Here is a 21,139-nt window from a genome sequence, read left to right as displayed (position 1 = left end):
GATCCGGTAAAGCTGCTGTTTTTTTGCTTATAGCCTTTTACACCACGGGAAGCATACCCTGTACCAATTGCACAAAGTGTTGTGCAGGCTTGGACAGATAGCGGTTCTGCAGCCAGATCAGCGCCGAGCCAACCGTGGAATGCTGATCCTGAATGCGATATACGTGGAAAGGGTGCTCTTGGTATAGCTGCAGTACCGTATGTGGCACGATGGAACTGGCGAAGCCGAGTCGGACCAGCTCCAGCAACATATTAATGTCCGAGCATTCGCCCATGATGGAGGGGGTAACCTGATGCTCCCGGAACTTGTCCAAAATTAGCTCAAACATACCGAGTCCTTCTGTACTTGGAAGCAGTAGAGGGATACCTGTAAGTTGCTCAAAATAAGTCCTCATTTCCGCTCCTGGTCCCAATTCCGTCGGGCTATCCAGGGGTGTTGAAGAAATATAGAAAAGGGGCTCCTGTGGCAGGTGCAGCACCTCATAGCGTTCGGTCTGGACAGGCATGCGTACACAGGCAAGTTCAACTTTGCCATCTTCCAGCAATCGGCATAATTGAGCAGATTCATTTTGCTGAATTTTATAGGTCACCTGTGGGTGGGTGGTGCGGAACTTTTGAAGTGCTTGGGGGATCAGGCGATCCGATATGGTATTGATGCCGATGGCGAGTTTGCCCCGTATGCCGTGACGGAAACTTTGCATCTCCATTACAGCTTCCTCCATATATTTGGTCAGGGTAACCGCATAATCATAGAAACTGCGACCCGCCTGCGTTAGCTCCATCATGCGCCCTCTGCGTTCAAATAGAATCACGCCAAGTTCTTCTTCCATTAACTTAAGCTGCTGGCTTAAGGGTGGCTGAGCCATGTGCAGTCTTCGGGCTGCGGCTGTAATCTGTTTTTCCTCGGCAATGGCAATGAAATAGCGACATTGTTTGATATCCAAGTAGTTGTCTCCTTCGCCTGCAATGTATATGTATTTCATATAGAAAGCCAACAAAACATGTATTTTTAATATACTACGATCTTATGTTACTATACATTAGATTTGCATACCTGACTAACAGGGCTTGGTTTCTATATGAATGTTACTGCATGAGAAAGACCTGGAATTGGAGGATGAAGCAACTTGGTTAGAACAATACATGATGCCGCTCAAGCAGGGCATACCGATGAGGTCATTCGATTTATCGCACAGGGTAGCCGGTTGAATGAACAGGATGCATTGGGGAGAACAGCTCTGATGGCTGCGGTACACGGTAACAAGATAGATACGGCAAGGATGCTGGTTGACGCCGGTGCGAACATTAACCTTCAGGATGCACGATTGGACAATACGCTGTTATACGCGAGTGCCGAGGGTATGTATGACATGGTGGAATTGGCGATTACAGCAGGTGCAGATACAAGGTTAACCAATCGTTTCGGCGGTACAGCCCTTATCCCTGCGGCGGATCGGGGACATGTGAACATCGTGGAACTGCTGCTGACACGCAGCGATGTGGATGTAAACCATATCAACAACCTGGGTTGGACAGCCTTGTTGGAAGCGGTCATTTTGGGAGATGGTGGAGTACGTCATCAGGAAATTGTCGCTTTGCTTTTGCAATATGGTGCAGATCCAAAGATCGCGGATCGGGACGGGATTACACCGCTTGCACATGCGCGCAAGCATCAATATACCGAGATGGAACGACTATTAACCCAAGTCTGAAGCGACTTATACATTTATGATACAGAACAGTGAAAGGATATTCCTAACGAATGAACAGACATCTAGAGCATTTTTCACAAAAGAATATGAAGGACGTATCTTCACTGATTTTGGCGGGCATACAGTGGTTTTTCTTCCTGTTTACCAATACCGTTGTTGTTCCGCTATCGATTGGACATAATTTTCATCTGTCCCCGGATGCGATCGCTGCCTCGATGCAGCACGCCTTTATACTTACCGGAGCAGTGTGTATTCTTCAAGCTGTATTCGGTCACCGATATGCGGTCATGGATGGTCCTTCAGGATTATGGTGGGGATTAACACTAAGCTTGACGGTATCTGCTTCATCAGCAGGTATGAGTCTGGAGCGTATTGGCGGTGGACTGGCTGCAGGTTTTCTGTTAGCAGGACTAACGATGATGGTTCTGGGCTGGCTGGGGGCAGCGCAAGTGCTGCAAAAGCTGTTCACACCTATGGTGAAGAGTGCCATGCTGTTTCTGATGACGATTCAGCTGACCATGAATTTTTTCAAAGGCATGATTGGATATACGGAGTTTGGCCGCTTCGATCTGCCAGTTGCCGCATTATCCGTTGTCATTGCATTTCTGGTGGCATGGATTCAATTGAAGGGCAGGGGGAAACTGGGGAACTACGCAATCTTAATTGGGATTGTGGCAGGCTGGATCGCTTATAGTCTATTGTTCCCTGGACAGCATAGCGGACAGCCGAATCAGATCGCAACAGGCCTAACGTTGTTTCCATGGGGAGCACCCAGATGGGAACCGGGCATTGTCATTACTGCTTTCTTCGTAGGGCTGGTGAATATGACGAATTCGATCACCACATTAAGCACAGTAGAGAAGCTATATCGGGCAGAGACAACAAGCCGTCAATATCAGCGGTCCTATGCGCTAACGGGTCTGTTCACGATGTTGTCAGCCTGTGTGGGTGTGCTGCCCTTTGGTTTATTTGCATCTTCAATCGGGTTCCTAGAGAGTACTCGCATTCTGCGCCGGGCTGCCTTTATTATTGGAGCCGGCTTGTTATGTATGATGGGTCTTACACCTTCGGTTACGGCCTTTTTTGCACAAATACCACCAAGCGTCGGCAGTGCTGTTCTGTTCGTGGCCTATCTGCAGATGTTCGGCACGGCATTAAGAACGCTTGAAGGTACAACGTTTAATTCTAAAACGATCTATCGTGTAGCGTTGCCGGTACTTACTGGAGTTGCTGTAATGAACATTCCTGCAGAAGCCTTTCAAACGTTGCCCATGTATCTCATTCCCATTATAAGCAATGGTCTCGTGATGGGAGTGTTGGTATCATTATTGCTTGAAAAAACAGTGAACTGGTCCAAAATGGAACAACCAGTGACAGCCAGTAAAGCGGCATAAAGAGTCTCAACATGCGACAGTCCAATTTGATTGGGCTGTTTTTTTTGTTTTTGTTATCAGGCTATATGGCTAGTTCACTATTTCACAATAATTTTGCCTTGTCCTGCAAGCATTCGCATCTCTCGGGAGAGACGGTCCTGGTTACCGTCCTGCATTTCGAGTTGGACACCATAGTGCCATGAGGTGTTTTTTTCTTGACCCCAGCGGAGAGTGCCTTCCATATATAGGGGGTCTTCAAATAGCAACATATTCATTCCAATCCGAATATCATTATTCTCTACAGGAAGGGATAACGGAAATGACAGCTGACAGCCGGATCGACTGATATCACACAGCTCAGCCTGAATGGGTTTCGGTGGTGTGTTGACCCCATTGATGCTGAGAATATAGATCTCAAAGTTGATCGGTTCCTTCAATGTGTAGCGAAAGGGTTCTTTTCTATTGTTAATTGACATGGCTTCCTCCATCAAGTTCAAAAAAGTCAGTTATGCTTATATCGACCGTTTGGAACCAGAAATGAAGAGTTGCGAAAGCAGAGATGGTTCATGGGTTCCTTTTTCGTATGTACATGGCTTGATATAATGATGGGATATGGTTCTGAGTTCAGACCTGAATCAGACAGAAGGGGCGGATGAATATGCGAGGAAAATTTCAAATGGTTACAGACACGGCAACATTGTGCCTGTATGATCTGGCGGCGTTAAAGCATCGTGTCAAGGATACTTCGGATTGGTGGTCCATTCCGGAGGATGAGCTGGCTGAGGTGAATGCAGGCCATTGTCTGTTCCTTAATCTGGGTGCGGATGGAGTATATGATGTGGAATGGAGCCTAGAGGATGTAGAGGTAGATGTAGATCCAGACCGTGTAGCAGAACGTGGAAAAGTGTATCATTTGCAAGTTCCATCTGGGCACGTTTATCTGGGAGCAGCAGATGATGTCAGTGGCGGCGAACTGGAACCGGATGAGGCGTGTGAAGGGGTTCTTTTTCAGTTAAAGCCCGGAAACTATGCTTGCATCATATCCAGAGAAGCTAGTCGGATCGTGATTGTCATGACACCAAGTATACAGGGAAATAACACCTTGGATGAATTAATTCGGATGTAGTGTACATATGTGAACAGGAGGCATTTCATATGCAGGATTGGAATGACACAACCATGATGAATGCAGATAGCTTGTGTAAACGGATGAGAATACTTGCTGCATTGGATATTATCTTTTCGGAGGAAGAATGGCTACGTGTTCATCATTATGAAGCTGAGCTTCAGCCAGGTGAGGCGTGGGGAAGCATTAATAACGGTGCAGGTGATCATCTGCATATCTTGTTTACGAATTCAGGTACGTTAATCAAGGGATATGATCATGAGTCACCTTTAAGCCCGCATGCGCGTGAGGATGGTGAGATCTACCCAGGCATGTACGATGAAGTACCAGAGACCTTGATGGCTGTACTGCGAAGTCATGAGGAAACGTTGGATATGGAGGATGTGACCTTTTGCCTATGGCAGGAAGGGTACGACTTACAGTGGAAGGTTGGTAACTGGATTCAGCTGGCGATGACCGAGGAAGACGAAGCGGACGCCAGAGGTGGTGCAGCATTTTTACTTGGATATATAGAGAAAAACTCGGAAGATTACGTTGATTGGGCAAAAGGGTACTACGACTTGCAGGATCTTCCATTGGAAGCCGTAGCTGAAGTATATGAAGAAAAACCGGTGACTGCCAGTCTGATCAAGCAGTTGTGCCCTGAGCGAGATGTGGTAGCAGCACTAAAAGAGTTGCAGCAACGCGGGTACGCCGTGGAACAAACGTAATGGAGTAGCAAAGGAGGAAAGTAGGCCATGTACAATGTACAACTGGAACGTATGCGTGAAAAGTTGAGCACTCTCCGAAGTCTGGACCCGGAGCTGGACCTGTTTGGTGCAGAAAACCATGAATATGAAATGGCGCCTGTGTGGACGCAGAGGGATGTCACGCAATTTGAACAGAAATGGCGAATTGAGTTGCCGGAGGAGTATAAGGTATGGCTTCTTCATATGGGAACGGGTGGTGCAGGACCTTATTATGGTCTGGAAAACCCGGATGACGGCGTATACGCTGTGCTGGGTTATGATGATGAGCTGAATGCGATCTCGGACCCTTTTCAATTCACGGAAGCTTGGAACTGGAACTATGACTGGTTCGATGACAGCAAGGAAGAAGAGGAATGGGAGGCGCTGGAACATGAATATCTTGATCCAAAATGGTCAGCAGGCATGTTGCGCATCAGCGATTACGGCTGCGGAATTTCCGTCAACCTGATCGTCAAAGGAGCTTCCTACGGAGAGATATGGATTGATGATCGGGCGAACCGAACCGGAATTTACCCCGATCACTATGGAGGAAATACCCATCGACTGCATTTTCTGGACTGGTATGAGTTGTGGATGGATCGTTCAATCCATCAAATGCACGAACAAAAGCAATCATCTGGAGCGAACGAAGTCTGAAGGAGGTTATACATATGGGCTGGGAATATGGGATCAGAACAACGCAGCCTGCAATTTTATCTGAAGTTGTGAAGCTTCTGGCAGATGCATTAACGTTTACCGACATATATAGTCTTGAACACCATGCCAACGGCTTTGTATTGAACCGTGAAGATCCTTCCTGGCCTAGAGCACTGGAAGTGTGGATCGAAGAGGCTTCAGACGTGGAAGAGATTGCGGACGGAGAGTTGTATATCTACTGTTTGTTTCATATATGGGGTGAAGAGGCACGGAGCTGGATGCAGCAGATGGAGCAAGAAAGCAGGCAGGTAGATGGTGGTTTGATCTGGTTTGAGCTCTGATGGGTAGGAGATTTGCCTGAAACAGGAGGATCATATATGGCTAAAAAATCAAAGAGGACTATTCCTGCGCTCATGTATCAGTATCAAGGCCCACAGCGGAATGTAGGTTTTGTTTTATCCCCTTTATACATACAAGAATCGGTTGAAGTAGAGATGGAAGACATGCTGTTCATATATAATGAAGACTTTGACTATATTCGTCCAGCATTGGATCGTGCCTTTCCCTTAACTGACCCGCGAACTGGAGAAGAGATGAAGGTACTTGATCCCTGCTGGGAGAATCCGATTACAAAGGAAGTGTGGGTGGGGATTTTATCAGAGTTGGATCAACAGGTGGTTGCAGAGCCTGAATTACGGATTTTTTTGAATCAGTTTACCACCTGGGTGAGAAATCATCTGCAATTGGCCGACGGGATCGAAGTCACCGGCAACCTGTAAGTCAGTTGATCTTGGATTGTTCATACGTGTACGGAATTCTGTATATCGGCGGCCGAAGTGCTATGTAATCAAGCTCCCTCATGATGATGGCGGAGCTTTTTTTGATGAACAAATATTAAAAACCGTTTACTTCATTCACCCGTCTTATACTACAGAAAGAGAGAGAAGGAGGGATGCGGGGTGGAAACAAAAGCAGAGATGAACCAGAGGATATATGTACAGACCGAAGATGAGACGGAATTTGTGCAATCCATTATGGAACATCAAGATACGCTCATTAGCATTGCCTACAGTTATCTGCGTAACCAGCAAGATGCGCTGGAAGCGGTACAGGAGATGACGTGCCGGGCTTGGATCAAACGTCGTACGCTGAACAATGAGAAGGCGTTCAAGTCATGGATCATTCGGATTCTGATCTATGTCTGCATCGATGAGCAGAGGCGCCGCAAGCGGGCGACCCCTCTGGCGAAGGAGGATCTGGAGGGCAGCATTCCGGCGTCTTGGATGATCAGTGTGGATGATAACCGAATTGTTATGGAATCTCTTTTGCAAAAGGTGAAACCGAAATATCGCCATGTATTATTGCTGAAATATTATAACGACATGACACTGACGGATATTGCCTCGATCCTCGGCAAACCAGAAGGGACGATCAAGACCTGGCAGCACAAGGGACTCCAGCAGTTGCGCAAGTTGATGAAGAATAGGAGGGATTGGCATGACCACTAACCCGGAGGAGAAAGCACTTCTTGCAGATGCATATCAGGTGAAAAGAGAGAAACAGCAATGGAATCCGGCGGATACGACTGTGGCAATTCAACGCGGTCTCGCGAAGGCTAGAAAAAGAAGATCAGGTAGGAGCATTCGTATCAAATGGATTACGGCAGTGCTGGTCACGGTTCTGGCTGCGGGTTGGTTTCTCTTAGGTCCGCTTGGGAGTTATGGTCAAGAGCAGGCAACATATACTGAGCCTGTGACCCATTGGGGAGTACTTGAACCCTTTCGTGAGTTGGCAACCGATGTGGAAAAAACCACGATAACATCAGCAATTAATAATGGGTATGTGCAACTTGTAGATCAGACGGTTACATCGGGCATATATGCGTTTACTGTGAATGCAGTTATGGCAGATGAGAATAGAATAACGGTATTGTATACTGCCAAAACGGATGCTTCGCAGGAGATGTATTCGACTGTCAATATGAAGATGACGGATGCATCGACAGGCGATTTGCTTGACAACGGAAGCTCAGGCGGTGTGTATTTTTCGAAGGATAAGCATATAGTGTATGGTCGAAGTACAATTGATCGAAATCGAAATAAACCATTGCCTGAGCAAGTGAATCTACAATTCCAGCTGTCTTCAGTTGTACCAGATGTGGTAGATTATACAGGCAACGGGGAGAAGGAACGAAAATATCAATTCTCCAAAAAAATGAATGTTTCTTTCCCTCTGGATCCCAAGTTTTCTATCCCCAAAACGGAAATAATTAACGTTAATCGGACTTTTGCTCTTGGAGGCTATGAGGTCTTGTTGTCGGAGGTGGAGGTGTCTCCGCTGATAACTCGGGTCAGATTTGTCCATGCACCTGATCAAGAGATTGATTACAAAACGAAGTTGTCGATCAGCGAGGTCGTTCGGCCTATCGAGATCATTTCGACCTCCAGTAATGGGAAGAAGACCAAGTTATCCATGGTAAGCGGCAGCGGAACGGAAGATGGAATGATGTATTCTTTTAGTAGCAATCTGTTGGACCATCCAGAGTCCATGGTATTAAAAATTAGTGGCAAACCAGATAAGGTCTATGATGATTTACAAGAAGCCAAGAAGGATGAACTGAAAATCAAAATCAAATAATACAAACTAACTGGAAAAACACTTATTCGAATTGTTGGACGTTAGTGAAAGCAGAGAAGGGATGTCCCTCAAGGTTGTAAGCCTTGTGAGACATCCCTTCTTAAATAAGAAAAGCTGCTGATCTTATACAGTTAGAATATCTACTCCCAGAGCTGGAAGGGTCAACTTCTGATCCAATCTCTCGCTGGTCAACAAGCTGCGATAAGGAACGTCCAGCGTAATCTCTCGTTGCTCATTCGTCAAATTGATCAGAAACAGGAAGTTTTGCTCCCCCTTCGTTCGAATCGACAGCTCGACACCTTCCGGCAACTGGATTTTGGGCGCCAATTCCTTTTCCTTCAATATGTCTTCAAACAGCTGATAGAAATACGATGGCTCTGGCCAAGTGCCGACATAATACACTTCACCTTCACCAAGCTTATTGACAGTAACCGCCGGTACACCCTCGTAAAAGTCGTTGTCATACCAGGCGATCGGCTCTGCCCCTCGCAGTTCCAGTAGATCACACCATTGTTTCGCAGCGAATGTCTTGCCCTCCGCGTTCCGTATCCGATGCTCACTGTTGCCGATGGCATCATATTCACTTACGACAACACCCGCCGCTTCCGCCAGTAGCCCCGGCAGAGGCAACATCTCACATACATTCCTCATGTTCTTCACGCCAGTCCGATTGGTGAGGACAACCGTACCACCCTTGGCTGCGAATCTCTCCAGTCGCTGTGCTACTTCTTCACTTAACAGAAAGAGGGAAGGGACAATGACCAACTTGTAGCCGTCGAGCTCCTCAGTCCAATTGATAACGTCTGTACCGACGCCCATTTTCAGAAATGCATTATGCATAGAGGACAAGTTGTCTATATAGTGCATTCCCCCTTCCGCCTGCGGCTGAAGGGAAAGCGCCGTATGCTGATCATGCGAATGCAGAATCGCAACCTGGGTAACAATGGTTGAGTCGGCCAGCAGTTCTCCTAATTGGTTCACCTCGCGAGTAAGCTCCGCGAATTCCCTGAATCGGCGTCCAGGAACATTGCTGTGGTCAATCAGCCCGTGCCAGAATTGTTCGGCTCCGACGGTAGCACTCCGCCAGCGGAAATGGACGACCATATCTGCACCGCGTGCGATTGTTTGCCAGGAGCGAGCTCGGATCAGTCCAGGATACGGGGTGCGCTGAATCGGCATCCAGGCGCCCTGTGCTCCGCTAAGCTGTTCCATTACCCAGAAATTCCGGCGTTTGATGCCGCGAACCAAGTCCAGTGTAAGCGCTCCGTTCCTCGGAAACCGATCGCCATAATCGCGATACAGCTCATTCGGATAATAATCGACAGAGACGAAGTCCAATTCGTTGTGCATAGGATAATAGTCCAGGCTATTCGGATATTGCCACATGTTATGCGTCACGAATTGATCTGGACACTTACGACGTAAAATCTCAAGCTGCCATCCCAACAGATAGCCTACGCTGTCGGAACAAAACCGCTTGTACTCCAGAAGATAAGAAGGATTCATCGGTTTGCTGGTACCGAGCGGCGTTGTTACCTCAGCCCAGCTGCTGTACTCCCCACTCCAGACGACCGTACCCCACTCCCGGTTCAATTCCTCCAGATTGGAATAACGCTTTTGCAGCCAAGCGACAAATGCACGATTGCATGTATCACAATGGCATTCCTGATAGTGCATCTCGTTATCGATTTGCCAGCCGATGACGGCGGGATGCTTACCGTAGCGTTGTGATATCGCTTCCACAAATCTAGAGCCCAACATTCTCAAGGAAGGGCTGTTGTTGCAACGATGTCCACGCACACCTGGCCGGATAATGTGGCGTTGCTCATCCATGGGTAGCACATCCGGATAACGGGTTGTCATCCAGTTCGGGGGGGTATTGGTTGGGGTGCATAACACAATTTCCATGCCACGCGAAGCGAATACTTCTATAGCCGCATCCAACCATTCAAACTGATAATTACCCTCAGTCGGTTCCATTCGGCTCCAGGCGAACTCTGCCATTCGCACAACAGCAACCCCTGTCTCTTGCATAAGTACGGCATCTTTCTCCCATAACTCCGGAGCCCATTGCTCTGGATAATAATCAATTCCGATCTTAATTGTCATCCTGTTATCTCCTTCATTTATCAATATATTGCGATTATATGCTATATTAATTGGAGTGAATATCTTAAATAATTAATATGATATAACAATATTAAGATAACAGGAGAGTTAGTTGCATGCCTCTTCCCAATCGCAATTTCCCGGTATTATCTGCCCGAGACAAGCTGCTCCCTTTTTATCTGCTTGGCATCGGTCTGCATCATGAACAGGAGCATATACGCCGAGACCAAGGCATTCAGGATTATCAATGGATACAATGTCGCAGCGGTGTAGGCAAGCTTAAGCTAAGTGAAACGGAACATATCGTCAAGCCAGGTATGGGCATGCTGTTGTTCCCTGGACAGAAGCACGAATACTATGCGCTATCCGAGAGTTGGGAAGTCGACTGGATCATTTTCGATGGCAGCGGGTCAGCGAGCCTGTTTGAAACCGTGGGCATTGTCGACACATGCGTATACACGCTTGCATCGCCTGAATACCTTCTATCCCGCATGCGGGAGCTGCTGCAAGCTGCCTTAGCACCACAAGAGCAGACATTAAGCAATTACGCATGCTCCGCCATTCTCTATACCTTACTGACAGAGATTATTCAACGCGTTTCTGTTGAGGGCAGCGATACCGTCGGGCAGCAGTATGAGCGAATAAAGCCGGTTCTGGACTATATTGAACAGCATTATGCTGAAGAGATTACTTTGCCCACGCTGGCAGGACTGATCCGTGTCACCCCGGAATATTTCTGTCATTTGTTTAAGAAGACGACAGGCATTCGTCCCATCAGCTATGTTAATCAGGTAAGAGTCAACAAGAGCAAGGAACTGCTGCTCGATAATGTGCAACGGGGGATGGAGGATATTGCTCGTCAAGTCGGCTTCGAATCTACCAGCTATTATGGAGCCATCTTCAAGAAGCTGGAACGAATCACACCCGGCGCTTTCCGCCGCAGCTATCAGAAGTCGTGACATATTATTATGCACATAAGGGTTTTTCGTCAGTGACCAAGCTGTAACTAAAAGAACTCGGTTATAGAGCCGCTAATTAGAGGCTCTATTTTGTGTGCAAGAAAGACTGAATTTTACGTTTTTCACTATATCTGATCTGCTGTTGCGTAAAAGTGATAATTGTTGTCTTTTTGCAATTATTGTATTGTCACAGTCAAAGTTACACGATATAATCGAGTTGTCTTCGAGGATAATATTATAAAGGATGGTGAAATTTTGAAGAAATTTTCGATGCTTTTACTCGCGGTAACTCTATTGTTGTTAACGATCTCAGCGGCTCCGTCTACATATGGCGCGTCCAGTTATCCGAACACAGGTACAAACGGATTAACCGGTTTTGCAGGCAGTGCGAAGAATGAAAGTGGCGTATCCAAGGCAGCCACAACAGGTGGCAAGAACGGTCAGGTGGTTTACGTAAGTAATCTTAATGACCTGAGAACACATATGGCGGGCTCGACAGCCAAAATTGTCGTTGTTGAACAGAATATTTCTTCATCCACCCTGCAAAAGGTTGAATTTGGAGCGAACAAGACACTTGTAGGTTCCTTTGACAAACATACATTAACGAATATTCATTTCAGATCTACAAGCAGTTCAAGCAATGTGATTTTTCAGAACTTGACCTTTGAACATGCTTCCAATATTAATGCGAATGATGATATCCAGGTGTACATCACTTCTGGCTCCAATTACTGGATCGATCATGTGACATTCGCTGGCCACAGTTATAGCTCTGGCGGAAGTGATCTGGACAAGCTTCTGTATATAGGTGATCGCGCTGACTACATTACGATTAGCAATTCCAAATTTGCGAACCATAAGTATGGCGTTATCCTCGGTCATCCGAATGATGGTAACAGCAGTTACAATGGCGTACCTCATGTGACGATGTCCAATAATTACTTCGAAAATTTATATGTACGTGGTCCTGGACTTTTAAGATATGGTTACTTCCATCTCAAAAACAACTATGCCAACAACTTTAATCAGGCCATCACAATTGGTGAAAAAGCACGGATTTATTCCGAAAACAACTACTTTGGTGCTGGCGCTGAAAAGGGCGGCATCCTGGATGACAAAGGAAATGGTGAGTTTACGGATACGGGCAGTACGCCGGCTCTGAATAGCCCGACTTCTCCTAAAACGAACTGGAGACCGAGCTCCAATTATAGTTATCAGGTAGAAAGTGCCAGCTACGCGCGTGAGTTCGTCACCAAGTATGCAGGCTCATCCAATACCACACTTGTATTCGGAAAGTAAGAGTTGCTGCACATCCATATCATGACCAAAAGGCTTGTCCTGTACGCTTTAACGTATAAGACAGGCCTTTTTTGTTTGTAAAGTGATATGTCTGCATATCATTTTACATTTCATATTAATTTTGAATTTTGAATACCGATATACTTAAAGTAGCGCTGATTTCATACTTATGAAGTCAATATGTACTATGTTAAGGCGCTGCGTATTTGCGATTTGCGCATAAGCAGGACCAAAGACTAAAAGAAGTAGTACAGTAAGGCCCTACAACTCACATTTAACCTACATAAAAGGACGGGGTATGCATGGATCGTATGGACGAAATTATTTGGAAAAGGAACAAATTAATCGGTATCATTTTGTGGATTATCATTGCCATTGGCATGGCTCTGGCCTTTATAATGCCGAAGTTATTTGTTTCCAATGGAGTAGCTTTAATTTTTGTAGTTTGGATTACATACGCTAATGCGAAAAAGAAACATATTCATCTCATTCCATGGCTGATTACCGTATTACTTACAATATGTGGAGTTTATGTCGGTTGGGGAACGGTCAATTTTGCGTTAAGTTTGGTCATAACCGCAGTTCTACTTTTATTTCCTAACAAGAAATTTTTTGTGTTTGGATTTTCGGTATTACTAGTCAACAGTGTTCTTCAGTTATTTGTTATGAATACCGTTGATTCTGTTGAGCTAATAGGTAATATCGTCAATGTGGGGCTATTCGCTCTCACGGGAGCCATTTTGATGTTGGTCTCACAGCTGAATCAAAGGCTATTCCATGAAAGTGAAGTGCGTCAGAATGAGGTCGAGCACTCCAAACAGAGAGTGGAAACCATGCTGGAACGTGTGAAGGAATCCGTCGAAGGTTTGTCTCGTTATACGGATCAATTGAAGCAAAAGGTGGATGCGACTGGTTCTATCACGAATGAGGTGACGCTTGGTTTCAGTGAAGTTGCCAAAGGCGTTGAGTTCCAGGCGACCAGTGTAGCTGAGATTTCCGAATCCTTGTCTGTGTCGGATCAGCATATCAAGGACGTTGCATCATACTCCCAGCAGATGAAAGAGTTATCCACAAGTATGGCAACGAGCACGCAAACAGGAAGCGTACAGATGGACCAGCTCAACATTCAGATGCAAGAGCTATATGACACGATCAATACAACGGCAAGTGACATGCGAAAGTTCAACGAGGAAAGTGAATCCATGACGCTTATGCTGAACAGCATAGCGGATATTGCGAGTCAGACGAACTTGCTCGCGCTCAATGCAGCCATTGAAGCGGCACGTGCAGGCGAGCATGGACGTGGCTTTGCCGTGGTATCAGAGGAAGTTCGAAAGCTAGCCGAGAACTCGGGTCAATCAGCGAGTGATATTGCAACCATACTGTCTCGATTGAAAGGACAGACGCAGGCATTGACGGATCGATTCGAGCGCATTCGTCTTTCGTTACAACAAGGAAGAGACAGTGTGCAAACGGCAGATGAAGTGTTCAGTACGATCAACAGCAACTCTCAACATGTATTGAATCAAGCGACAGATATTGAGATTAGTTCTGCTACGATGAAGGAATCTTCTACCAGAGTTGTGAATGAGGTTTCCGAGATATCGAGTGTAACGGAGCAATCGAGTGCAGCGACAGAAGAGATTCTGGCAAGCATGGAAGAACAGCGCAACCTGACACAGAAGATGGTGGAGAGCTTCGGAGAACTGGAGCAACTGATTGTGGATCTGAATGAGCTAGTCTCGGATCATCAGGCTTCTTCCGTTGAAAATAAACTTTAATAATAAATAGATAAGGGCCTGTCGGTGCGTATTTTGCGTACTGGACGGGCTTTTTTCATATGGAGTACAGCTTGATGCCGACATTTTTTTCCTATACAGTGTTGTGTAGAGTATGAAGAGGATGGAGGAGAACGAACCATGAATTGGTTGGAGATTAGCAAATCCAAAGATGTGGAACAAGTCAGAGCAGCCGTCGGTGTATTGGATATCAACGAACAGGATAATCGTGGGCGTACACCGCTGATGCTCTTTTTGACAAATCGTATGCCGACTGAAGCGATCCGGTGTCTTCTGGAATCTGGTCCGGACCTGGAAGTAGAGGACAAGCTTGGGGATACCGCGCTGAAAAAAGCCGTGAAGTTCAAGCAGATTGAAGCCATTCAGCTATTAATTGAACATGGAGTCAAACTGGACGCTCCCCTTGGAATTCAGGCCAGTGCCTGGAATGCAGCGAGACGTAATCCGGACATAGCAGATATGTTACTGGACACCAAAGGTGCGGTCAGACTCAAGCTGACCCAGGTGGAGCAAAGCGTTGTAGATGAAATTTTGTACGAGGAGTCTTCAGAAAAGGCGGTTGCCCAAATCCGTGCACTGGATTCAGCTGTACTTCTGCATGCCATCGTGAACGGATACAACTGGGACGATAGTCCTGAGCCGATGATTGCAGCATGTGAACATCCTGAATGTGCAGAGATTACGCGGCTGGATATGGCAGAACTGCTGGATGCGGACTACTGGCTGGAGATGGATGAAGATGAGGTCAGCGAGAGAGAAGACGGACCGGCTTATCGTCAGCTTGCAGAGCAATTATCCCGGATAGAATAGGCAAGGGCACTGGACCTGAAATGGGTAGTTAAAGAGAAGATGTTACCTCATGGGGGAGTATAAGGTTGAAGAATAAAGGAATGAAAGACAGCTCGGCCTGCGATGACCGTACATATGAAGTTAGGAATGATAACCGCGCTGAACGCGTGCGTCTTTATGATCAGAATTCGTTCAAAGACATGGACTGGCCCAATACGGAGGATGGCAGATATGCCAGAGCTTATCTGGAACCTATGATGCAGCAAGAGTCCCGAAGCTATATGTCCAACGTGGAAACGACATTGCTGCTCGCCCGGATTGATGATCTCGTTATTCCGCTAACCGTGAATGATACGGAGTATGATAATGCTTATGTCTGTTCGCCATATACCCATTACGTGAGTTACGCCAAGCAGGAATTGACCATGTTGCAGAAGCCCATGTTGGAAAAAGGTCTTTCTGCGCTGCTCAGTTTAATCGGTTGGGGAATGAAGCAATCGCAGATCAACAAAGTCGTGCATGTGAACAACTGGCTGTTGTCCACCAATCTGTATCCAGCCATGTCCGGTGAGCACGCGGCGTGTTTGCTTGCAGCGGTACGAGAGCGATACCCTGAGCATGTCATTGTGTTTCGCTCCTTGTGCCCGGGACTTCATCCCGATCTGACAGCGAGACTAAAGGAAGCGGGGTGTCGACTCATTCCCAGCCGACAAATCTATCTGTACCGAGCGCATGATCCGAATTTTGGCAACTCGAAGTCGCGCTGGCTGCTGAAGCGGGATTACGAATTATTGGACAAGCATGAATATGAATTTGTCTCCGCAGCAGATATGACGGATGCAGATATTCCGCGAATCGCAGAGTTGTACAAGCTGTTATACCTTGAAAAATACTCCTATCACAATCCACAATTCACCGAGCAGTTCGTTGCTGCTGCGATGGCATCAGGGACACTCAGGCTCTACGGATTGCAAAAGGATGGGCGTCTGGACGCGGTGATGGGTTATTTCTGCCGAAATGGAATTATGACAACACCGCTGTTTGGTTACGATACGGCGTTACCCCAGTCCATCGGACTATACCGCATGTTATCGGCCTGTCTGATTGGACAGGCTCGCGAGAACGGTCATCTGTTGCATGAGAGCGCCGGGGCTGCGCAGTTCAAACGCAATCGTGGTGCTGTGGCGGATTTCGAGTATTCCGCTGTCTATGAGCGCCATCTTCCTTGGGGCAGACGCTGGTGCTGGCTACTGCTTGATCGGTTGTTGAACCGCGTAGGTGTGCCGCTCATGCGCCGCATGAAGCTGTAAACAGACATAAAGCTTACCGATACCACACCATTTTGAGGTAGTGTGTGCATGTATGCAGTTTTAGCTTCACACATGCACACACAACTGGTCATCGTGATACGCACACTTATGCACACCCGCCTAATTAGGCATGCTCTGCGAGTTGTACCTCGAAACCATCTGGATCTGTAATGTAAATAAACCGCAGATGCGAATTGGGCTGGATGGGGCCGCGTAAAATCGGGATATTCAGCTCTGCCAGTCGTTCCATGGCTTCCTCCAACGAGTTCACCTCATAGCCAATCGACACGCCGGCCTCTGGTTTAAGAATGGATTCACTGCCTTCAATAAGCTCCAGCTTGGCTTCATTCTCCATGCCCAGCATGGCAATCTGCCGTCCACGGCTTTCGAATCTGCGCTGAATGGGAAGTCCGAGCATGTCGTGATAGAACCCGAGCGAAGCTTCCAAATTACTGACCCTCAGCGTAATCCAGTTTAATTTGATCAACATGGGTGAATCTCTCCTTTTTCGTGTATGATATGTATTTTTGTTACGTTCATTATACGATAGGCTTAAAGTTGAATGAATATAGACACACGTTACTATTAAGAAGGGTTCGTTTGGACTATTTATTTTTAAGATTATTTTCTCTTATAGGAAAAAATAGGTATAATGAACTTGAAAATTATGATAATCTTGGTTTGCAAGAAAAATATTGAAGTATAACAGCCATACTTTGAGTTGGGTATTTAAATTTAGTACCAAGTGAAGACCGTAATTTAGTTAACTACTATATATCTTAAGGAGGAGCTATGGCAACATTTTTCACATCTACAGAATTCGCATGGGGTTACATTGCTTTAATGGTTTCGATTTTCGTACTATGTTTGTTTTTTGTCCTCATACCTTACTGGAACAGCAAAAAAGCTGAATCTGACATCAAGGCCAAGCTTGAGGAACTATCTAATATTACTGAAATGACAGCAAAGTTTCATAGCTTCAATGATTGGATGGAGAATCAGGACAATAAGTACATCAAGGGACATTTACTCCCCGCATGGAAGAGTTTCTATGTTAAGTATATGAGTTATCAACAGAAAGGCATACTCTACACACCAGATGTATATGACTTCTTTTTTGAAGAGCCTCTAGTACATAAATTTGGAAAAAGAAAGTTTGCAGAAGTTGTTGCAGGGATTTTCCTCTCCATGGGAATTGTAGGCACCTTCCTTGGGATTGCATTTGGTGTATCTCAAGTGCATGTCAATGGTGACTCAAGCACGATGCAAGACGGAATTAGCTCATTGCTTACGGGGATGAAGGTTAAATTTGCGTCATCGATTGCGGGAGTTCTGCTTTCTCTCATATGGCAGTTAATCGACAAAGGAATTTTTTATCCAAATCTCACTAATGCATTTGGAAGTATTCGCCAACAGCTTGACGAGGCATTTCCGACTCAAGATCAAAGCACATTGCTATTCAGCATGGACCAACGACAAGAGAAGCAGATGCAGGATTTTCAGTCTTTTTTGTCAGATGTACTTATACCGAATATGGTTAACGGTGTGGCGGATTCCATTCAGAAATCACTCGCACCTCAGATGGAACGAACTGAGAAAATGATGACAGATTTAATGCAGACAACCACGGTGAACCAATCGGAGGGTATGCAGCAGATGGTAAATCAATTCGTTACTCAATTGAATGAACTAACTGGAGATCATATGAAGAATCTGGGAGAAGCATTGAACAATACCGTGGAATGGCAGAAAAAAGTGCATGAGGAAATGGGTGCGCTTGTGCAATCCATGCAGGATTCGGCTGCTGGACAGTCAGCGATGGTGGACAAGACCACCGTTCTTACGGAACAAATTCATAATTATACGGAACGGATTACGGATTATCAGACAGTTTTAGAGAGAACCGTATCCGAATTGAACGAAACAACGGAGAAAAACAGCGAACTTCAGAAGGTCACGGCAGATCTACTAGACAAGATGACGGAAGAACGCAATACGTTTAATAGTTATTTTGAAAGTCATATGAACACGCTTAAAGAAAATGTGGAGTCAATTGTGACCCAAACGGGATTACAGGTTACTTTCCAGCAACGTTTAGAAGAGAATTTACAGCGGATATCCAGTATCACACAGAGTCAACAATCACTGGCTGTTACATTATCTCAGCAAGCTGAACTTAGTCAAAGGTCGAATCAGGAACTGGAACTTATCTTTGGTAAATTCACAAATAATAATACAGAGTTTGTTCATATCCAAGAAGATATGCAATCCCTGATGAGAGAAATTCAACATGAACGTGAAGCAGTGGGAAATATATCAACCAGAGTACAAGATCAATTGGCGGAACAACTGGAAAGCATGGATAAACGGGTGGAACATTTGCAGCAAGTGTGGACTTCGGCAAGCGAATCGATGTCCAAGACGAACAAGCATCTGGAAGTTTCCATGAATCAGTTTACAGACGATATGCATCGTGGTCTTCAAAACACGTTTACTCAATTTGACCAAGAACTAACCAAGTCAGTTCAGCACTTGGCGAGTGGCGTGGATGCGATTCAGGAAGGTCTGATCGATTTGCCTGATGCCATGCAGACATTGAAGCAAACGGTGTTGGAGATTAATCGTCAATCCAAACGGATCATGAATCCGGTAACTTCAGAGTAAGGTGATGATGCATTTTGGCTAGAGGATTTCGCAATGAGCGGCATATGTCACGAGCGCATGAAGGTGAAAAGGAGAGTTTTTGGGTATCTTATACCGATCTAATGTCGGCGTTGCTTGTCATTTTTGCCCTCGTACTCATGATTACCATATATAATACGCAATCGGCATATGAAGAGAAAGAAGCAGCAATTAATGAAAAAAATCAGATGATTGAGGAAGTCATCGGTGTCAAATCGGAAATTATTCAGGAATTAATCAAAGCATTTAAAGATTCGGACCTAGCTCTGGAAGTCGATCCCCAGACAGGAGCAATCCGCTTCTCTGGTGGGGTGTTCTTCGACTCGAATAGCAGTCAAGTTTCGGCTAAAGGAAGAACGTATTTGGAACAGTTCATTCCGCAGTATATCAATATTCTATTGTCCGACCGTTTTCGCGATGAAATATCGCAAATTATCGTAGAAGGCCATACGGATACCGCTGGCGGATACCTATATAATCTGAAGCTTTCACAAGACCGCGCACTTTCTGTTGTTGAGCAAGTATTTCAGCCTAATTTCCCGGATTTCCAATATAAAGAAGAGCTAAAATCAGTCATTACGGCCAATGGTCGTTCCTTTAGTATACCGATCTTGAAGAAAGATGGGAAAATTGATGCAAATAAGTCCAGACGAGTGGAATTCAAATTCCGTTTGAAAGACGATCAACTATTGGATCAACTTCAAGGGTTAGGTGAGAGAGATGGAAATTAATCAATACTTTTATCAATTCTCGTTTAAACCACAACTGCTTACCGAAGAAAGAATTAAAATGGAACGGAAATACAAAAACAAACAGGCGGATATTATCCGGCAGCGCAGTAGAATGTTGCTTCCGAAATTGCTAGAGATCATTCGCGCTACCCCCATGGAAAATGTTGAGGAATTGGCGCACTCACTGAAGAAAATGGAAGTGTTAATGCTGATCTATAGCGAATATCCATTTCCTAATGAAAATCAGGATACAAGGCAGAAAATTAATCGTATTTTAACAGCGCGTTACTCTGTGGAAGTAGGAAAGACCGCATGGGTAATCTTCCAGCATCAATATGAAGAACCTTACTTGCTGGATCTTTTGCGCTCAATCTATCAAGTCGACCAGTTTGGGTTTATGTTGCTTGACGATAAGATCCAGTACCATATGGATAATGTGATGTACCACAAGTCTGGTGTTGTACAGGGGATTACTTCTGCTCTCCTGCTGATGGGAACCAAAACGACAGACGCATTCCATGCTTTAAAGATCGAACAAGAATCCAAGTTGGAATCGACTTTGATGCGAAAAATATTGGAGCAGGGACTCTCGCAAGATCATATGATTAATCGGGATGGAACCGATTTTATTGTTCGACTGCTAGAGAATTATTCAATGCACGAATACAAACAGCTCATTAAAAACTATTTTGAGCCACGTAAATACACTCAATTTCATGTCGCAATTGTTCAGCAGGCCGTAGCCAGGTTGAGAGATCCCAGGGAACGCGTCACGGATTGGCAATTCCTAAGTTCCGGTGCTCTTGAAGAAGTCAAACGCTGGCTTATCCAGAAGAAACTGCAGATTCTATTCGAAAACGACCAAGATAACCAACGATTGAACTATTGGAAAAGATTCATTGATTATATGCAGGACGTAGAGCTTATCCAGGATCCCATGATCGCTTTTATACACTTCGATAACTTCGTTGTGGTTGAATACGGTCAGATGGGGGCGGCCTATTTCTATCATCGTGAAGGATTTGAGAAAATCATTCGTCCGATAAGCACATCACCGACTTTTAGAAACAGCAGGAGCCGCAGCAATAAAGAAAGCATGCTTAAAGTACCTGAATCCAGTCGAGCAGGTGTCCAGCTATTTATAGAGAAATTGGGTCATCATGGTCGAAGCTGGGACGATAAGTTCGATAGCTATATGAGACAGTATTTAAACGGAAGATTTTAGAGAA

Annotated in this window: 21 protein-coding genes; 17 read left to right on the top strand and 4 right to left on the bottom strand. The window is 45.5% G+C overall.

Annotation, left to right across the window (positions count from 1 at the left end):
• Window positions 1-37 precede the first annotated feature (37 nt).
• Complete coding sequence (locus OM416_RS08135) at window positions 38-943, bottom strand: LysR family transcriptional regulator (RefSeq protein ID WP_264928334.1); 906 nt, start codon at window positions 941-943, stop codon at window positions 38-40.
• 183 nt (window positions 944-1,126) lie between these two features.
• Here OM416_RS08135 and OM416_RS08130 point away from each other — a divergent pair, with 183 nt between their 5' ends.
• Complete coding sequence (locus tag OM416_RS08130) at window positions 1,127-1,711, top strand: ankyrin repeat domain-containing protein (protein ID WP_264928332.1); 585 nt, start codon at window positions 1,127-1,129, stop codon at window positions 1,709-1,711.
• 50 nt (window positions 1,712-1,761) lie between these two features.
• On the top strand, window positions 1,762-3,105 hold the full coding sequence (locus tag OM416_RS08125; protein WP_264928329.1) for a uracil/xanthine transporter: 1,344 nt from the start codon (window positions 1,762-1,764) through the stop codon (window positions 3,103-3,105).
• Between the two features lie 77 nt (window positions 3,106-3,182).
• Here the strand turns inward: OM416_RS08125 and OM416_RS08120 are convergent, their stop codons facing one another.
• Window positions 3,183-3,560, bottom strand: a complete 378-nt coding sequence (locus OM416_RS08120) for a PilZ domain-containing protein (protein WP_264928327.1) — start codon at window positions 3,558-3,560, stop codon at window positions 3,183-3,185.
• Window positions 3,561-3,742: 182 nt separating this feature from the next.
• On the opposite strand from OM416_RS08120, the gene OM416_RS08115 reads away from it, so the two are divergent.
• The 7 genes from OM416_RS08115 to OM416_RS08085 all read left to right on the top strand — a co-directional run bounded on the left by OM416_RS08115 (window position 3,743) and on the right by OM416_RS08085 (window position 8,232).
• Complete coding sequence (locus tag OM416_RS08115) at window positions 3,743-4,210, top strand: DUF6386 family protein (protein ID WP_264928325.1); 468 nt, start codon at window positions 3,743-3,745, stop codon at window positions 4,208-4,210.
• 29 nt (window positions 4,211-4,239) lie between these two features.
• Window positions 4,240-4,920: a hypothetical protein gene (locus OM416_RS08110; RefSeq protein ID WP_264928323.1), complete on the top strand. Its 681-nt coding sequence runs from the start codon at window positions 4,240-4,242 to the stop codon at window positions 4,918-4,920.
• A 27-nt stretch (window positions 4,921-4,947) separates the two neighbouring features.
• On the top strand, window positions 4,948-5,595 hold the full coding sequence (locus OM416_RS08105; protein WP_264928321.1) for an SMI1/KNR4 family protein: 648 nt from the start codon (window positions 4,948-4,950) through the stop codon (window positions 5,593-5,595).
• A gap of 14 nt (window positions 5,596-5,609) precedes the next feature.
• Window positions 5,610-5,936, top strand: a complete 327-nt coding sequence (locus tag OM416_RS08100) for a hypothetical protein (RefSeq protein WP_264928319.1) — start codon at window positions 5,610-5,612, stop codon at window positions 5,934-5,936.
• 36 nt (window positions 5,937-5,972) lie between these two features.
• Window positions 5,973-6,374: a hypothetical protein gene (locus OM416_RS08095; protein WP_264928317.1), complete on the top strand. Its 402-nt coding sequence runs from the start codon at window positions 5,973-5,975 to the stop codon at window positions 6,372-6,374.
• 198 nt (window positions 6,375-6,572) lie between these two features.
• Complete coding sequence (locus OM416_RS08090) at window positions 6,573-7,103, top strand: sigma-70 family RNA polymerase sigma factor (RefSeq protein WP_413775769.1); 531 nt, start codon at window positions 6,573-6,575, stop codon at window positions 7,101-7,103.
• Window positions 7,093-8,232: a DUF4179 domain-containing protein gene (locus OM416_RS08085; protein WP_264928314.1), complete on the top strand. Its 1,140-nt coding sequence runs from the start codon at window positions 7,093-7,095 to the stop codon at window positions 8,230-8,232. Before OM416_RS08090 ends, OM416_RS08085 begins: the two co-directional genes overlap by 11 nt.
• A 123-nt stretch (window positions 8,233-8,355) precedes the next feature.
• Here the strand turns inward: OM416_RS08085 and OM416_RS08080 are convergent, their stop codons facing one another.
• Entirely contained in the window at window positions 8,356-10,341 is a 1,986-nt protein-coding gene (locus OM416_RS08080) for a beta-galactosidase (protein ID WP_264928312.1), read from the bottom strand.
• A gap of 116 nt (window positions 10,342-10,457) precedes the next feature.
• Between OM416_RS08080 and OM416_RS08075 the strand changes: the two genes are divergently transcribed.
• The 5 genes from OM416_RS08075 (at window position 10,458) to OM416_RS08055 (ending at window position 16,497) form a co-directional block, all read left to right on the top strand.
• Entirely contained in the window at window positions 10,458-11,300 is an 843-nt protein-coding gene (locus OM416_RS08075) for an AraC family transcriptional regulator (protein ID WP_264928309.1), read from the top strand.
• 255 nt (window positions 11,301-11,555) lie between these two features.
• Window positions 11,556-12,599 (top strand): pectate lyase family protein, encoded by a 1,044-nt coding sequence (locus OM416_RS08070; protein ID WP_413775754.1) that lies wholly within the window; start codon window positions 11,556-11,558, stop codon window positions 12,597-12,599.
• A 302-nt stretch (window positions 12,600-12,901) separates the two neighbouring features.
• Window positions 12,902-14,380, top strand: a complete 1,479-nt coding sequence (locus tag OM416_RS08065) for a methyl-accepting chemotaxis protein (RefSeq protein ID WP_264928307.1) — start codon at window positions 12,902-12,904, stop codon at window positions 14,378-14,380.
• 138 nt (window positions 14,381-14,518) lie between these two features.
• Window positions 14,519-15,208 carry a DUF4274 domain-containing protein gene (locus tag OM416_RS08060; protein WP_264928305.1) on the top strand — a complete coding sequence of 230 codons (690 nt, stop codon included), beginning with the start codon at window positions 14,519-14,521 and terminating at the stop codon, window positions 15,206-15,208.
• A 65-nt stretch (window positions 15,209-15,273) separates the two neighbouring features.
• Window positions 15,274-16,497 (top strand): GNAT family N-acetyltransferase, encoded by a 1,224-nt coding sequence (locus tag OM416_RS08055; protein ID WP_264928303.1) that lies wholly within the window; start codon window positions 15,274-15,276, stop codon window positions 16,495-16,497.
• 124 nt (window positions 16,498-16,621) lie between these two features.
• Here the strand turns inward: OM416_RS08055 and OM416_RS08050 are convergent, their stop codons facing one another.
• Window positions 16,622-16,987, bottom strand: coding sequence for a VOC family protein (locus OM416_RS08050; RefSeq protein ID WP_264928301.1), 366 nt, complete (start codon window positions 16,985-16,987; stop codon window positions 16,622-16,624).
• Window positions 16,988-17,289: 302 nt separating this feature from the next.
• Here OM416_RS08050 and OM416_RS08045 point away from each other — a divergent pair, with 302 nt between their 5' ends.
• From OM416_RS08045 to OM416_RS08035, 3 genes are read left to right on the top strand one after another with little or no spacing between them, the layout of a single operon-like run.
• Window positions 17,290-19,161 (top strand): hypothetical protein, encoded by a 1,872-nt coding sequence (locus tag OM416_RS08045; protein WP_264928299.1) that lies wholly within the window; start codon window positions 17,290-17,292, stop codon window positions 19,159-19,161.
• A 14-nt stretch (window positions 19,162-19,175) separates the two neighbouring features.
• On the top strand, window positions 19,176-19,910 hold the full coding sequence (locus OM416_RS08040) for a flagellar motor protein MotB (RefSeq protein ID WP_264928297.1): 735 nt from the start codon (window positions 19,176-19,178) through the stop codon (window positions 19,908-19,910).
• On the top strand, window positions 19,900-21,135 hold the full coding sequence (locus OM416_RS08035; RefSeq protein WP_264928295.1) for a hypothetical protein: 1,236 nt from the start codon (window positions 19,900-19,902) through the stop codon (window positions 21,133-21,135). Before OM416_RS08040 ends, OM416_RS08035 begins: the two co-directional genes overlap by 11 nt.
• Window positions 21,136-21,139 lie beyond the last annotated feature (4 nt).

This window comes from Paenibacillus sp. LS1 (genome assembly GCF_026013365.1).
GTDB lineage: Bacteria > Bacillota > Bacilli > Paenibacillales > Paenibacillaceae > Paenibacillus.
This window is presented reverse-complemented; position numbering and strand designations above follow the sequence as displayed.